Here is a 14696-nt window from a genome sequence, read left to right as displayed (position 1 = left end):
CGCCAGACTCCGGCGAACGAATCGGAACTCGCGATTATCGTTCAAAACCGGACGGTCGCATCCCGAACATGGCGGGATGCGGCCGGCCTTCCAGCAATATTGCGCCCGCGCTTGCTACAGACGGGTTTCGCGCGCCGCGCGCAGGAATGCATCGAGCAGCGGCGTGCAGTCGAGCAGTTCGGCGCCGCCCGCGCGATGGAACTCCGGGTGCCATTGCACGCCGACCACGAACGGCGCGCGCCGGTAGCGAATGCCCTCGATGATCCCGTCGCCGGCCGACACGGCCTCGATGTTCAGATCGCGGCCGAGATCGCGAATCGCCTGATGGTGGATCGAGTTGACGATCGCTTCGCTGCGCCCGGGGAACATGCTCGCGAGCGTCGACGTGTCGGGAAAGCGGATCGCGTGGCGATGCTGGTCGTAATGCTCGCTCACGTGCGGATTCGCGGTCGGCACGTCGGTCGCGATGTCCTGGTACAGCGAGCCGCCGAACGCGACGTTGATCAGCTGGCAGCCGCGGCACACGCCGAGCACCGGCTTGCCGGACTCGACGAATTCGTGAAACAGCTCCAGCTCGTACATGTCGCGTACACGGTCGCCCGGCCATTCGGGGTGCGCATCCGACGCCGCGTAGGTTTGCGGCGACACGTCGGCGCCGCCTTGCAGCAGCAGGCCGTCGAGATGTTTCGCGTAGTCGCGCAGGCGGATGTTGCTCGGATGCAGCATGCCCTGATGCCCGACCGTCGGAATCATGAACACGAGCACGTCGCGCGACATCACCCAGTGCGCGATCGATTCCTCGAGATATTGCAGCGTCTTGCCGCGCAGCCCCTTCGCGCCCGGCTCCGGATGGAAGATCCGCGCCGACACGCCGATGCGCAGCGTACGCTGCGTGATGCGCTGCCCGGCACGGTCGAACAGCCGGCGCGCACGCGCCGCGACGATCCGGCCGAATACCGACCACGGCGTATCGCTGTGCTTCAGGTAGGCCGGCGGTGCATTCTGCGCACTCGCAGGCGGCGGCCGCGGCGTGTCGAAATCGGGCGGCGCGCCGAAGCCGGGCGGCGGCGCGCCGGGTTTCGGCGGCGCCGCATTGCCTTCAGCGGCGGCGCCCGTCGCACCGGGCGCGCCCGGCTCCGACGCCGCCGTGACCGGCGATGCGCCGTCCTCGGCGACGTTCTGCGCGGCAGCAACCTGCGCGGCGGGCACGTCGGGCGTTTTCGCCGGATCGGAACGTGGGGAATCGGAAGAAGCGGAAGAGGTGCCGGGCAGACCGGCCGGGGGAGGCGTGTTTTCGCTCATGACGATGGTCTGGTACGTCGCTCGCGCGTATTGGATTGACGAGGATTCATTATGCTTCAGTGCACGATCGCGCGGCAAACCTGCAACATCCTGTCGATATTGTTGCAAGTCGTCGCATGCGGCGGCACAACCGTCCCGGCCCTTATTGGGCGGCGGCCTGATCCTTCCCGGGCACGCACTGGACACCAGTGATATATCACAATAATATTCATGAATCGTCCACGCTCCCGATTCCCGCGCCATGATCGCGCCCCGCCCGGCCGCCGCGCCGCCGTCCGCATGAACGCCCTGACCGACGCGCTCCGCGACCGCCCTGCCGCCTCGGCGGTCAGCCTCGCCGATCGCGCCTACGCGCTGATTCAGCGCGACATCATCACGATGCGGCTGAAGCCGGGCGCCGCGCTCAACGAAGCCGACCTCGTCGCGCGCACCGGCATCGGACGCACGCCCGTGCACCAGGCCGTCCACCGGCTGGTGCTCGAAGGGCTGCTGTCCGTGATGCCGCGCAAGGGACTGATGGTCCAGCCGCTGTCGCTCGACGACATCGTGTCGGTGATCGACGTGCGGCGCATCAACGAAGCGCACTGCGTCGAACTCGCGGCGCGCCACGCGACGCCCGACGATCTCGCCCGCATGGCCGCGCTGCTCGACGACGGGCAGGCATGCGTCGACACGCACGACGTCGAAGGCATGATGGAGCTCGACCGCGCGTTTCATCAGGCGATCGCCACGGCGGCCCGCAACACGGTCCTCGCGGAAGTCCTGCGCGCGCTGCACGAACGCTCGCTGCGCTTCTGGTTCGTCACGCTGTCCGAGCCGCACCATTTATCCGATGTCCAGCGCGAACACCGGGAACTGTTCGAGCGGCTGTCCGCGCGCGACGCCGCCGGCGCGCGCGCGGCCGTCGAACGCCATATCGATTCCTTTCGCGCCGCCCTTGTCCAACATCTTCGCCCCTGAGCCGCTCATGACCACTTTCACGCCCTTCCCCCCGCTCGCCCAGCTCGCCGCCGACCTCGCCGCCGGCCGGACCACGAGCCGCGCGCTCGTCGACGTTGCCCTCGACCGGATCGCCGACCCGTCCGGCCAGGGCGCCGCCGTCTTCACCGAAGTCGACGCCGACAACGCACGCGCGGCCGCCGATGCGCACGATCGCCTGCGCGCCGCCGGCACCGTGCTGTCGCCGCTCGCGGGCATCCCCGTGTCGGTCAAGGACCTGTTCGACGTCGCGGGCCAGGTGACCCGGGCCGGTTCGCGCGTGCTCGACGGTGCGCCGCCCGCGAAGGCCGATGCGGTCGCCGTCGCGCGGCTCAAGCGCGCGGGCGCGGTGCTGGTCGGCCGCACCAACATGAGCGAATTCGCGTTCTCGGGGCTCGGGCTGAATCCGCACTTCGGCACCCCGCGCTCGCCGTACCATCGCGACGTGCCGGGCGATGCGCGCATTTCGGGCGGCTCGTCGTCCGGCGCGGCCGCGTCCGTCGCGGACGGGATGGCCGCCGTCGCGCTCGGCACCGACACGGGCGGCTCGATCCGCATTCCGGCCGCGCTGTGCGGGCTCACCGGCTTCAAGCCGACCGCGAGCCGGATTCCGACGCAAGGCGGCGTGCCGCTGTCGACCACGCTCGACTCGTTCGGCCCGATCGGCCTGACCGTTGCATGCTGCGCGCTCGTCGACCGGATGCTCGCCGGCCTCGAACCGCACGTGCCGGCCGCGCGGCCGCTGGAAGGCGTCCGCCTCGGCGTGCTGACGAACTATGTGACGGACGGCGTCGATGCCGACGTCGCCGCCGCGCTCGACGCGTCGCTCAAGCACCTCGAAGCCGCCGGCGCGATCGTCACGGAAGTCCGTTTTTCGGCGCTCGACCGCTTGCCGGAAATCAACCGCTTCGGCTTCTCGCCGATCGAGGCATACGCGTGGCATCGCCCGCTGCTCGCGCAGCATCGCGACCAATACGACCCGCGCGTGCTGTCGCGCATCCTGAAGGGCGAACCCGCGAGCGCGGCCGACTATCTCGACCTGCTCGCCGCGCGCGCGGCCATGCTCGACGAAGCGGCGCACACGGTCTGGGCGCGTTTCGACGCGCTCGTCGCGCCGACGGTGCCGGTCGTGCCGCCGCGCATCGCCGAACTCGAAGCCGACGACGCCGAATTCACGCGCACCAACGCGCTGATCCTGCGCAACCCGAGCGCATTCAACTTCCTCGACGCGTGCGCGCTGTCGCTGCCGTGCCATCCGCGCGATACGGCGCCGGTCGGCCTGATGCTCGCCGCCGCGCCGCATCGCGACGACGCGCTGCTCGCGATCGGCCAGTCGGTCGAAGCCGTGCTGAACACGATCCGGTAACCTCGCAAGCGAAATGACGGCGGCCCGGGCGGCGCATGCAACACGTGCGGCGGGTTGCCGCATGTACGCCGTCGGTTTCGTGCCGGATCGTTCGCGCTAAAATCGCGCGATTGATCATCGGACCGACCAACGACAGGAATCCCGCCGACATGAACGACTACACGCTCGCCCTCCGCCGTGAACGCCGCTTGCTAATGCTGCTCGGATGGGTGTGCATCGCCCTGCTGGCCGGTGCGCTGTACCTGCAATACGTGAAGAACGAAGACCCGTGCCCGCTGTGCATCATCCAGCGCTACTTCTTCGCGGCGATCGGGATCTTCGCGTTCCTCGCCGCCGGGATGCGCAACTGGCGCGGCATCTGGGTGCTCGAGCTGCTGATCGCGATCGCCGCGGCCGCCGGCGTCGGCACGGCCGCACGGCATCTGTCGATCCAGATGAATCCCGGCTTCAGCTGCGGCTTCGACACGCTGCAGCCGATCGTCGACAGCCTGCCGCCCGCACATTGGTTCCCCGGCATGTTCAAGGTCGCCGGCCTGTGCGAGACGGTCTACCCGCCGATTTTCGGCATCCTGCTGCCCGGCTGGGCGCTGATCGGCTTCGCGGTGATCCTGATCGCCGTCGTGTCGAGCCTCTGGCGCCATCGCCGCAAGCTCGCAGGCTAAGCGCCCGCAACGCGCGGCCCGTCCTGCCGGTCGGCGCCGCGCAGCCGGCTTCCGCTCGCCCGGCCGTGCCGGCAGCCTCCCGAGCGGTGCGCATTCCGCGCGCCGCGCGTAAACACCTACCCTCGCCGCCGCCCGGATGTCCGGGCGAACGCGCATCGAACGACATCGCGCTCGCGCCCCGCCACACGTACGTTTGCGCCCGATGCACGCGCATCGGCGCCCCGATCCCGCGCGGCGGGCCTATGATCGACATGATCGCCGTCTGATAGCCCGGATCACCGTCCGGCGATGTTCCCGTCACTTTGCGGTGCTATCTTCGTGGCTGGATGGCGATCTACGTGCGCGAGGCCAGGCGGTCTCACCACCTGCGTAACGCGCGCCCGATCCGCAATGTCGACTGGATTCATCATGACAACGCAAACCATCCGCATCCGTCACCCTCATGGCGTCCGCACGTCCCGCGGCGTCGTTCGCGCGCGCCCTCGGCGCATTGCCGCCGCCCCGCATCAGCCGTGCGGCCGGCCCGCCCCGCTCCCGTCCGTCCTCGTTGCCGCCACGTCCGCCAGCCCGCGCCGCGTGTCGTGCCGCGTCGTCCCGAACGGAGCGTGCTGATGGAAGCGTGGCTCGGCGATCTGCAGCAACTGCTCGCGCACGGGGAAGCGGCCGTGCTCGTGACGGTCGCGCACACCGACGGCTCCGCGCCGCGCGAGGCCGGCACCAAGATGCTCGTCACGCGCGACACGGCCCGCCATACGATCGGCGGCGGTCATCTGGAATGGAAAGCGATCGAGATCGCGCGGCATCTGCTGAAGGACGGCGCACACGTCCCCCACGCACGCCGGCTCGAACGGCTCGCGCTCGGCCCGAGCCTCGGCCAGTGCTGCGGCGGCGCGGTCGTGCTCGCGTTCGAGCGGCTCGACGTCGGCGATCTCGGCTGGATCATGTCGCTCGCGAAGCGTGTCGCGGCGGGCGCCGCGACCGTGCGTAGCGTATCATTCGGCCCCTCGCCGGGCGCGCCGCTGCTGAGCGAACCCGAATCGCAGGCGGCGCGTGCCGACTGCCTGCTGTGGGAAACCGGCGGTGTGTCGCTGATGACCGAAACGATCGCGCCGTATGCATTCCCCGTCGTGCTGTTCGGCGCCGGGCACATCGGCACCGCGCTCGTGAAGGTGCTGGCGACGCTGCCGTGCCACGTGCGCTGGATCGACGGGCCCGATGCGGTGTTCCCGCCGGCCGACGCACTCGCCGGCATCGGCAATCTCGCGATCGACGCGCTCGCCGCCCCGGCCGATGCCGTCGACGCGGCGCCGCCGCACGCGTACTTCGTCGTGATGACGCACGACCACGCACTCGATTTCGTGCTGGCCGAGCGCATCCTGCGACGCGGCGACTATGCGTACTTCGGGATGACCGGCTCGCACACCAAGCGCGTGCAGTTCGATCACCGTCTCGCCGCGATCGGCATCGATCCCGCCCAGGTCGCGCGGATGCGCTGCCCGATCGGCGTCGAAGGCATCATCGACAAGGCGCCCGAAGTGATCGCGATCTCGGTGGCCGCGCAATTGCTGCAGGCCGTCGAGGCGAATGCGCCCGCGCAGGCTTCCCCTACATTCTGACCGACCAAGAACCACGCCATGACCCCGACATTCCAGGACAAGATTGCCCGCGCACCGAAGGCGGAGCTGCACATCCATATCGAAGGCTCGCTCGAGCCCGAACTGATTTTCGCGCTCGCGCAGCGCAACGGCGTGAAGCTCGCATACGACTCGATCGACGCGCTGCGCGCCGCGTACGCGTTCACCGACCTGCAGTCGTTCCTCGACATCTACTACGCCGGCGCGAGCGTGCTGCTGACCGAGCAGGATTTCTACGACATGACGGCCGCGTACTGCGAGCGCGCGCTCGCCGACAACGTCGTCCACACCGAATTGTTCTTCGATCCGCAGACGCACACCGAACGCGGCGTGCCGATCGACACGGTCGTCGCGGGCATCGACCGCGCGCTTGCCGATGCCGAGCAGCGCGGGCTGTCGAGCAAGCTGATCCTGTGTTTCCTGCGCCACCTGTCCGAAGACGACGCGCTCGCGACGTTCGAATCCGCGTTGCCGCTGTTCGAGCGCTATCGCCATCGCCTGATCGGCGTCGGCCTCGACTCGTCCGAACTCGGCCATCCGCCGACGAAGTTCGCGCGCGTGTTCGAGAAGGCGCGCACGCTCGGATTGAAGCTCGTCGCGCACGCGGGCGAGGAAGGCCCTCCCGCCTACATCTACGAAGCGCTCGACGTGCTGAAGGTCGACCGGATCGACCACGGCGTGCGCAGCATCGAGGACGCGGCACTCGTCGAACGCCTCGCGCGCACCCGCACGGCGCTCACCGTGTGTCCGCTGTCGAACCTGAAGCTGTGCGTGTTCGACGACATGGCGAAGCACACGCTGAAGGCGCTGCTCGATCGCGGCGTCGCGGTGACGATCAACTCCGACGATCCGGCCTATTTCGGCGGCTACGTCAACGACAACTACTTCGCCACCGTCGACGGGCTGCAACTGACGGACGCCGAAGTGCACGCGGTGATCCGCAACGGTTTCGAGGCGTCGTTCGTCGACGCCGCGCAGCGCGATGCGCTGATCGCGCGTCTCGATACGTACTGGCAGGCCGCATAACGCGCCGGCATCGAGGTTCACCAGACAGATGAAACACCGCAACGACATCCGCTTCGCGACGACCGGCCCGGCACTGCGCCGCGCCCCCCGTGCACCGTGCGTGCATGCGGGCATGGCATCCGTCGCAAGCATGACGACGAGGCTGTCCGCCGTCGCTCGCGGACGCCTGTCGTTGCGGCTCGTCGTGCCGTTCGTCGCCGTGCCGGTCGCGATGGCCACTGCAATCGCGGCGCTGCCGGCCGGCAATCATGTGCCGGCTGCCCTGGCCGCGGCGCTCGTGTGTGCCATCGCAGCCCGCAGCGCGCCAGGCTTCGCACCCGTGCCGCCCGCGCATCGCCGCCGAGTGCAGGCGCCGGGCGCGCCGTCCCCCCTGTCGCGCGCCCGGCGCCGACCGTTTTCTTCTGTTCGCCTTACCTTGATGCAGGACCATTCGTCATGACGCAAACCGCTTTCCGTTCCCAGCTGCTGACCTTCAACGGCGACCCGGCGCAGTCGAGCCAGGCCGCGAACTACGAGACCGACGGCCTCCTGATCGTCGACGACGGCAAGGTCGTCGCGGCCGGCCCCTATGCGAAGCTCGCCGCGACGCTCGCGCGCGACGCGGTCGTCCACGACCTGCGCGACAAGCTGATCGTGCCCGGCTTCATCGACACGCACATCCACTATCCGCAGACGGACATGATCGCGTCGCCGGCACCCGGCCTGCTGCCGTGGCTCGACAAGTACACGTTCCCGACCGAGCGCCAGTTCGGCGATCCCGAGCATGCACGCGAAGTCGCCGATTTCTTCGTCGACGAACTGCTCGCGTGCGGCACGACGAGCGCGCTCGTCTACTGCACCGTGCACAAGCAGTCGGCCGACGCGCTGTTCGCGGCGAGCGACGCGCGCGACCTGCGGATGATCGCGGGCAAGGTGCTGATGGACCGCAACTGCCCCGAATTCCTGCGCGACACCGCGCAGTCGGGCTATGACGACAGCGCCGAGCTGATCGACCGCTGGCACGGCCACGGCCGCCAGATGTACGCGCTCACGCCGCGCTTCGCGCCGACTTCCACCGAAGCGCAGCTCGAGGCATGCAGCGAACTCGCGCGCCGCCACCCGGACGTGTTCGTGCAGAGTCACGTCGCGGAAAACGTCGATGAAGTGAAATGGGTCGCCGAGCTGTTCCCCGGCCACCGCAGCTATCTCGACATCTACGATCGCTACGGGCTGCTGCGTCCGCGCGCGGTGTACGGCCACTGCATTCACCTCGACGACGAAGACCGCCGCCGGATGGCCGAAACGCGTACCGTCGTCGCACACTGCCCGACGTCGAACTTCTTCCTCGGCAGCGGCCTGTTCGACTTCGACAAGGCCGGCGAATACGACGTGCCGGTCACGCTCGCGACCGACGTCGGCGGCGGCACGTCGTTCTCGATGCTGCAGACGATGAACGAGGCGCACAAGGTCGCGCGGCTGTCGGGCCACCACCTGAGCGCGACGCGCATGTTCTGGCTCGCGACGGCCGGCGCCGCGCAGGCGCTCGACCTCGCCGATACCGTCGGCACGCTCGCGCCGCGCACGGAAGCCGACTTCGTCGTGCTCGACCCGCAGGCGACGCCGCTGCTCGCGCGCCGCACCAAGCGCGCGGATTCGCTCGAGGAACTGCTGTTCGCGTTCGCACTGCTGGGCGACGACCGCGCCGTGTACCGCACGTACGCGGCCGGCCGGCTCGTGCACGAGCGCGGCGCGGCACGCGGCGCCTCCGCGTAACGTCCGTTTGCCCCGCCCGGCTCCGGCGTACGCTGTCGCGCATGCCGGAGCCGCCGGATTCGCACGATGCGCCGCACACGGCGCGCGCCGTGCTAGAATTCGCCGCTCATTGGGGAGTAGCCGCTCCGCTCGATGTCCCGCGCCCCCGGCGCGCATCGTGACGGAGGCGTCCGTCAACAGACTTGGCCGTTCGGCCATGGCGGACGCAGCCACCGAGGCCTGGCGAGACCGATGGTTCACTGCGCGCCGCTTCAGGGCCCGGCGCGCGGCGGATCGTCGCTCGCACGCACAACACCGGCCCGCGGAACCCCATACGTGTCCCAAGCCTTCCTGATCTCCACCGGCGCCGTCGCCCTCGCTGAAATCGGCGACAAGACCCAACTGCTGTCCCTCGTGCTGGCCGCGCGCTATCGCAAGCCCATGCCGATCATTCTCGGCGTGCTCGTCGCGACGCTCGTCAACCACGGTTTCGCCGGTGCGCTCGGCGAATGGCTCGGCGTGCTCGTCACGCCGTCGATCATGCGCTGGGCGCTCGCGTTCTCGTTCATCGCGATGGGGTTGTGGATCCTCGTGCCCGACAAGCTCGATGCCGACGAAGCCAATGCGACGCGCTCGCGGCTCGGCGTGTTCGGCGCGACGCTCGTGGCGTTCTTCCTCGCGGAAATGGGCGACAAGACGCAGATCGCGACCGTCGCGCTGGCCGCGCGCTTCCAGGATTACATCGGCGTCGTGGCCGGCACGACTTTCGGGATGATGCTCGCGAACGTGCCCGCGATCCTGCTGGGCGACCGTTTCGCGCACCGTCTGCCGACGAAGCTCGTGCACGGCATCGCGGCCGTGCTGTTCGTCGTGCTCGGCGCACTGGCGTTGTTCGGCGTCGGGATCTGACGCACGCGGGCGCGGCGCGGCCGGGCGGCCGCGCCGATATCGATGTCGCGCGTTACTTCGCGACCGCCGCGCCCGATGCCGGCACGGCCGGCACCGCACGCTCGTTCGCGGCCGGCGGCGCCGCCGGCCCGCCGTGCTTGTCGACCGGCAGCCGCACCGTGCGGATCGCGCCATTCGCCAGCGGGAAATCGGCAAGCGCACTGCGCACGAGGAACGGCATCGCATACATCAGCGCGCCGTTGTCGCCGGTGGTGCGCGCAGTCACGTTATAGACCTCCTTGCCGGTCGCGCGCTCGGTGATCCGGATGCCGAGCGTGTAGTCGAAGACCTGGTACGTCTGCGCGACGTAACCGGCCGGCATCGGCCCCCAGGGCCCCCACGGGCCCCACGGCCCGCCTCGCCAGTACGGCCCCGGCCCCATGAACCACGGATCGTAGTAAACCGGCTGCGGCACCGTCACGAGATCGCTGCCGACCCCATACGCGAGCCCGACCAGATAGCGCGCCTGCGCCGTCGGCACCTGCCGGAACGCATACGCGGACAACTCGTTCGCGACGATCGGCTCGTAGGTCGACTGCTCGATGCTGTGCTTCTGCGCATCGGTGCGCGTGAAGGCATAAGTGCGTGTCGCGTCGCTGCCGCTCCAGTCGGAGAAGGCCGTGACCTGCGTTGTCACGTAGCTCGTGCAGCCCGTCAGCAGCGCCACGCACAGCACCGCCGCCCAGCCCGCACCGCGTTGAATCCATTCGCGTTTCATGTCGATCCTCGTCGATCCGTCACCCGTTCGTCGCACCGCGCGAAGCGCACGGGATGCCGATAATACGCGGACAGCCGGAACCGGTAAAAAGTTCGCCCGGCACGCGGCCGCAAGCCTTTGTACAATGGGTCGATTCGCCCGGCCCGCGTGGCGGGCCCGATCCCCACTCCACCGATCTCGACGACCATGTCCGACAACGCCTCCTCCACCGTGATCCGCCGCGCCGATTACACGCCGCCGGCGTTCCTCATCGATTCCGTCGCACTCGAATTCGATCTCGCACCGGCCCGTACGATCGTCAGGAATACGATGCGCGTGCGCCGCAATCCGGACGCGGCGCCCGCCCCGCATCTGGAACTGATGGGCGAAGCGCTCGAATTCGTCGGCGCGCATCTCGACGGCGCGCCGTACGGCGCGGTGCGTGCGCACGAACACGGGCTGACGGTCGAAAACGTGCCCGACGCGTTCGAACTGACGCTCGACAGCGCCTGCGCGCCGGACCAGAACACGACGCTGTCCGGGCTCTACGTGTCGAGCGGCAACTTCTTCACGCAGTGCGAGGCCGAGGGCTTTCGCCGCATCACCTATTTCCTCGATCGCCCCGACGTGATGGTGTCGTACACCGTCACGCTGCGCGCCGACAAGACAGCGTATCCGGTGCTGCTGTCGAACGGCAACCTCGTCGATTCGGGCGAGCTGCCCGACGGCCGCCACTTCGCAAAGTGGGAAGACCCGTTCCGGAAGCCGAGCTACCTGTTCGCACTCGTCGCGGGCAAGCTCGTCGCGATCGAGGAGAAGATCACGACCGGCTCCGGCAAGGAAAAGCTGCTGCAAGTCTGGGTCGAACCGGCCGATCTCGACAAGACCCGTCACGCGATGGATTCGCTGATCCACTCGATCCGCTGGGACGAAAAACGCTTCGGCCTCGAGCTCGATCTCGACCGCTTCATGATCGTCGCGGTCGGCGACTTCAACATGGGCGCGATGGAGAACAAGGGGCTCAACATCTTCAACACGAAGTACGTGCTGGCGAACCCCGAGACCGCGACCGACACCGACTTCGCGAACATCGAATCGGTGGTCGGCCACGAGTACTTCCACAACTGGACCGGAAATCGCGTGACCTGCCGCGACTGGTTCCAGCTGAGCCTGAAGGAAGGCCTGACGGTATTCCGCGACCAGGAATTCTCGGCCGACATGGCCGCGGGCGACGCCGTCGAATCGGCGGCCCGCGCGGTCAAGCGCATCGAGGACGTGCGCGTGCTGCGCCAGTTGCAGTTCGCCGAGGACGCGGGCCCGATGGCGCACCCGGTGCGCCCGGAAAGCTACGTCGAGATCAACAACTTCTACACGATGACCGTCTACGAGAAAGGCTCGGAAGTCGTGCGGATGTACCAGACGCTGTTCGGCCGCGACGGGTTCCGCAAGGGGATGGACCTGTACTTCAAGCGTCACGACGGCCATGCGGTGACCTGCGACGACTTCCGCCACGCGATGGCCGACGCGAACGGGCGCGACCTCGCGCAGTTCGAGCGCTGGTACAGCCAGGCCGGCACGCCGCGCGTGTCGGTGCGCACCGCGTACGACGCAGCCGCGCGCCGCTACACAGTCACGCTCGCGCAAGGCTACGGCGATGCGGCGGCGGCCGCGCGCGAGACGCAGCAAGGGCCACTGCTGATTCCGTTCGCGATCGGCCTGATCGGTCGCGACGGGCGCGACCTGCCGTTGCAGCTCGACGGTGAAGCGGCCGCGGCGGGCACGACGCGCGTGCTCGACTTCACCGGCGCCGAGCAGACCTTCACATTCGTCGACGTGCCGGAACAGCCGCTGCCGTCGCTGCTGCGCAATTTCTCGGCGCCGGTGATCGTCGAGTACGACTACAGCGACGACGACCTCGCGTTCCTGCTCGCGCACGACAGCGACCCGTTCAACCGCTGGGAAGCCGGCCAGCGGCTCGCGACGCGCGCGCTGCTGACGCTCGCCGCGCGCGCCGCCGCGAACGAGCCGCTCGCGCTCGGCGAGAACTTCGTCGCCGCGTTCCGCCGCGTGCTGACCGACGCGAGCCTGTCGCCCGCGTTCCGCGAACTCGCGCTGACGCTGCCGTCGGAAACCTATCTGGCCGACCAGATGGCCGAAGCCGATCCGGCTGCCGTGCACCGCGCACGCCAGTTCGTGCGCCGTCAGCTCGCGACTGCGCTGCGCGCCGAGTGGCTCGCCGCGTACGAGCAGCACCAGACGCCGGGCGCTTACGAGCCGACGCCCGAAGCGTCCGGCCGCCGCGGGCTGAAGAACCTTGCGCTGGCGTATCTCGCCGAACTCGAGGATCCGGCCGACGCCGTGCGCATCGCGGCCGCGCAGTATGACGACGCGAACAACATGACCGATCGCGCGGCCGCGCTCGGCGCGCTGTTGTCGGCCGCGGCCTCGGGCGCGAACGATGCGGCCGAACGTGCGCTGGACGACTTCTACTGCCGCTTCGAGAAGGAAGCGCTCGTGATCGACAAGTGGTTCGCGATGCAGGCCGCCCAGCGCGGCACACCCGCCCAGCCGACGCTCGCGAAGGTCCGCAAGCTGATGGCGCATCCCGCGTTCAACCTGAAGAACCCGAACCGCGCACGCTCGCTGATCTTCAGCTTCTGCGCGGCGAACCCCGCGCAATTCCACGCGGCAGACGGCTCCGGTTACGCGTTCTGGGCCGAACAGGTGCTCGCGCTCGACGCGATCAACCCGCAGGTCGCCGCGCGCCTCGCACGCTCGCTCGAACTGTGGCGCCGCTTCACGCCGGCGCTGCGCGACCGGATGCGCGAAGCGCTCGAGCAGGTCGCCGCCGGGGCGAAATCGCGCGACGTGCGCGAGATCGTCGAGAAAGCGCTCGCGTAACCCGCACTCCCGCGTCGCGTTGGTGCGTGACGAAGCCGGCGCCGCCCCGTTGCGGCGCCGGCTTTTTTTGTTGCTTGCGTGATTGCATGAGCGCGGGCGGGGTCGGAGCCGGACACCGCGCCAGCCGCCCGGATTTCCCGCCGCTGCCGCGCGCATCTGCTGCGCCATGCCCGCCGCACCCCGGCCGCTTCAGCCGCCCGGCCGTGTAACGGGACGAAAAAAGCCGGCGGGTCGGGAAGCACGACAGGTAAAATTGCGGCAATTCAAGGATTTTTGGCCTTTCGGAGTCAGTCATGTCCATTGCCCGCCGCACCACGCTGTCCAAGTTCCTGATCGAACAGCAACGTGAGACCAACAACCTCCCCGCCGACCTGCGCCTGCTGATCGAAGTGGTCGCCCGCGCGTGCAAGGCGATCAGCTACAACGTGTCGAAGGGCGCGCTCGGCGATGCGCTGGGCACCGCCGGCAGCGAAAACGTCCAGGGCGAAGTGCAGAAGAAGCTCGACATCCTGTCGAACGAGATCCTGCTCGACGCGAACGAATGGGGCGGCAACCTCGCCGCGATGGCATCGGAGGAAATGGAAACGTTCTTCCCGATCCCGGAGAACTACCCGCGCGGCGAATACCTGCTCGTGTTCGATCCGCTCGACGGCTCGTCGAACATCGACGTGAACGTGTCGATCGGCACGATCTTCTCGGTGCTGCGCTGCCCGGACGGCAAGCAGGCCACCGAAGAATCCTTCCTGCAGCCCGGCACGGAGCAGGTCGCGGCCGGCTACGCGGTGTACGGCCCGCAAACCGTGTTCGTGCTGACGACCGGCAACGGCGTGAACTGCTTCACGCTCGACCGCGAAGTCGGCTCGTGGGTGCTCACCCAGAGCAACATGCAGATCCCGGCCGATACGCGCGAATACGCGATCAACGCATCGAACGCACGCCACTGGTACGAGCCGGTCCAGCGCTATGTCGACGAGCTGAATGCCGGCAAGGAAGGCCCGCGCGGCGACAACTTCAACATGCGCTGGATCGCATCGATGGTGGCCGACGTGCACCGGATCCTGAACCGCGGCGGCATCTTCATGTACCCGGCCGACAAGCGCACGCCGGATCGTCCGGGCAAGCTGCGCCTGATGTACGAAGCGAATCCGATGTCGTTCATCGTCGAACAGGCAGGCGGCGCCGCGACGACGGGCACGCAGCGGATCATGGAAGTGCAGCCGACCGGACTGCATCAGCGCGTGCCGGTATTCCTCGGTTCGAAGAACGAAGTCGAGCGTGTGACCGGCTATCACACCGACGGCAAGTAAATTTGCACTGCAGCACTAGACGAAGGTGCGAGACGTCAGTACAATCGCGCCTTCGCGATGTGGCCCTAACCGGTTGCATCGCAGTGAAGTGAAAGCGGGCAGTTCGCCGGATCGATGGTTTCGCGAAGCAGCAGTAGCAAGCTG

12 protein-coding genes and 1 riboswitch are annotated in these 14696 nt (G+C 68.5%); of the genes, 10 read left to right on the top strand and 2 right to left on the bottom strand.

Annotated elements, in window-relative coordinates:
* Positions 1–114: 114 nt before the first annotated feature.
* Entirely contained in the window at positions 115–1302 is a 1188-nt protein-coding gene (locus tag BME24068_RS24415) for a gamma-glutamyl-gamma-aminobutyrate hydrolase family protein (protein ID WP_174927665.1), read from the bottom strand.
* A 279-nt stretch (positions 1303–1581) separates the two neighbouring features.
* On the opposite strand from BME24068_RS24415, the gene BME24068_RS24410 reads away from it, so the two are divergent.
* From BME24068_RS24410 to BME24068_RS24375, 8 genes are all read left to right on the top strand, one after another.
* Complete coding sequence (locus BME24068_RS24410) at positions 1582–2262, top strand: GntR family transcriptional regulator (RefSeq protein ID WP_174927664.1); 681 nt, start codon at positions 1582–1584, stop codon at positions 2260–2262.
* A 7-nt stretch (positions 2263–2269) separates the two neighbouring features.
* A complete protein-coding gene (locus BME24068_RS24405) occupies positions 2270–3646 on the top strand; it encodes an amidase (protein WP_174927663.1) in 1377 nt (458 codons plus the stop codon).
* Between the two features lie 149 nt (positions 3647–3795).
* Positions 3796–4308 carry a disulfide bond formation protein B gene (locus tag BME24068_RS24400; RefSeq protein WP_096503700.1) on the top strand — a complete coding sequence of 171 codons (513 nt, stop codon included), beginning with the start codon at positions 3796–3798 and terminating at the stop codon, positions 4306–4308.
* Between the two features lie 611 nt (positions 4309–4919).
* Positions 4920–5924, top strand: coding sequence for a xanthine dehydrogenase accessory protein XdhC (gene xdhC / locus BME24068_RS24395; protein ID WP_174927662.1), 1005 nt, complete (start codon positions 4920–4922; stop codon positions 5922–5924).
* Positions 5925–5942: 18 nt separating this feature from the next.
* On the top strand, positions 5943–6968 hold the full coding sequence (locus BME24068_RS24390) for an adenosine deaminase (protein WP_174927661.1): 1026 nt from the start codon (positions 5943–5945) through the stop codon (positions 6966–6968).
* Positions 6969–6996: 28 nt separating this feature from the next.
* Positions 6997–7407 (top strand): hypothetical protein, encoded by a 411-nt coding sequence (locus BME24068_RS24385; protein ID WP_174927660.1) that lies wholly within the window; start codon positions 6997–6999, stop codon positions 7405–7407.
* Positions 7404–8720 carry a guanine deaminase gene (guaD, locus tag BME24068_RS24380; protein ID WP_096503694.1) on the top strand — a complete coding sequence of 439 codons (1317 nt, stop codon included), beginning with the start codon at positions 7404–7406 and terminating at the stop codon, positions 8718–8720. Before BME24068_RS24385 ends, guaD begins: the two co-directional genes overlap by 4 nt.
* A 99-nt stretch (positions 8721–8819) precedes the next feature.
* Positions 8820–8957, top strand: a riboswitch (yybP-ykoY riboswitch).
* A gap of 78 nt (positions 8958–9035) precedes the next feature.
* Positions 9036–9608, top strand: coding sequence for a TMEM165/GDT1 family protein (locus BME24068_RS24375; RefSeq protein ID WP_096503692.1), 573 nt, complete (start codon positions 9036–9038; stop codon positions 9606–9608).
* Positions 9609–9660: 52 nt separating this feature from the next.
* On the opposite strand, the gene BME24068_RS24370 is transcribed toward BME24068_RS24375, so the two are convergent.
* A complete protein-coding gene (locus BME24068_RS24370) occupies positions 9661–10365 on the bottom strand; it encodes a DUF4136 domain-containing protein (RefSeq protein ID WP_096503690.1) in 705 nt (234 codons plus the stop codon).
* Between the two features lie 186 nt (positions 10366–10551).
* Between BME24068_RS24370 and pepN the strand changes: the two genes are divergently transcribed.
* Together pepN and BME24068_RS24360 are read left to right on the top strand one after the other, a co-directional pair.
* Complete coding sequence (gene pepN / locus BME24068_RS24365) at positions 10552–13245, top strand: aminopeptidase N (protein WP_174927659.1); 2694 nt, start codon at positions 10552–10554, stop codon at positions 13243–13245.
* A 293-nt stretch (positions 13246–13538) separates the two neighbouring features.
* Positions 13539–14552: a class 1 fructose-bisphosphatase gene (locus BME24068_RS24360; RefSeq protein WP_096503684.1), complete on the top strand. Its 1014-nt coding sequence runs from the start codon at positions 13539–13541 to the stop codon at positions 14550–14552.
* Positions 14553–14696 lie beyond the last annotated feature (144 nt).

It is taken from the genome of Burkholderia anthina, from assembly GCF_902498995.1.
Taxonomy (GTDB): Bacteria; Pseudomonadota; Gammaproteobacteria; order Burkholderiales; family Burkholderiaceae; genus Burkholderia; species Burkholderia anthina.
Note: the sequence above shows the minus strand (reverse complement) of the source record. Positions and strands in the feature narration are given on the sequence as shown.

What these genes read in the sequence shown, in the direction of transcription:
- BME24068_RS24360 (WP_096503684.1), top strand. Translation starts at nt 13,539, where the DNA reads ATGTCCATTGCCCGCCGCACCACGCTGTCCAAGTTCCTGATCGAACAG.
- guaD (WP_096503694.1), top strand. Translation starts at nt 7,404, where the DNA reads ATGACGCAAACCGCTTTCCGTTCCCAGCTGCTGACCTTCAACGGCGAC.
- BME24068_RS24415 (WP_174927665.1), bottom strand. Translation starts at nt 1,302, where the DNA reads ATGAGCGAAAACACGCCTCCCCCGGCCGGTCTGCCCGGCACCTCTTCC.
- BME24068_RS24400 (WP_096503700.1), top strand. Translation starts at nt 3,796, where the DNA reads ATGAACGACTACACGCTCGCCCTCCGCCGTGAACGCCGCTTGCTAATG.
- BME24068_RS24370 (WP_096503690.1), bottom strand. Translation starts at nt 10,365, where the DNA reads ATGAAACGCGAATGGATTCAACGCGGTGCGGGCTGGGCGGCGGTGCTG.
- BME24068_RS24410 (WP_174927664.1), top strand. Translation starts at nt 1,582, where the DNA reads ATGAACGCCCTGACCGACGCGCTCCGCGACCGCCCTGCCGCCTCGGCG.
- BME24068_RS24385 (WP_174927660.1), top strand. Translation starts at nt 6,997, where the DNA reads ATGAAACACCGCAACGACATCCGCTTCGCGACGACCGGCCCGGCACTG.
- pepN (WP_174927659.1), top strand. Translation starts at nt 10,552, where the DNA reads ATGTCCGACAACGCCTCCTCCACCGTGATCCGCCGCGCCGATTACACG.
- BME24068_RS24390 (WP_174927661.1), top strand. Translation starts at nt 5,943, where the DNA reads ATGACCCCGACATTCCAGGACAAGATTGCCCGCGCACCGAAGGCGGAG.
- BME24068_RS24405 (WP_174927663.1), top strand. Translation starts at nt 2,270, where the DNA reads ATGACCACTTTCACGCCCTTCCCCCCGCTCGCCCAGCTCGCCGCCGAC.
- xdhC (WP_174927662.1), top strand. Translation starts at nt 4,920, where the DNA reads ATGGAAGCGTGGCTCGGCGATCTGCAGCAACTGCTCGCGCACGGGGAA.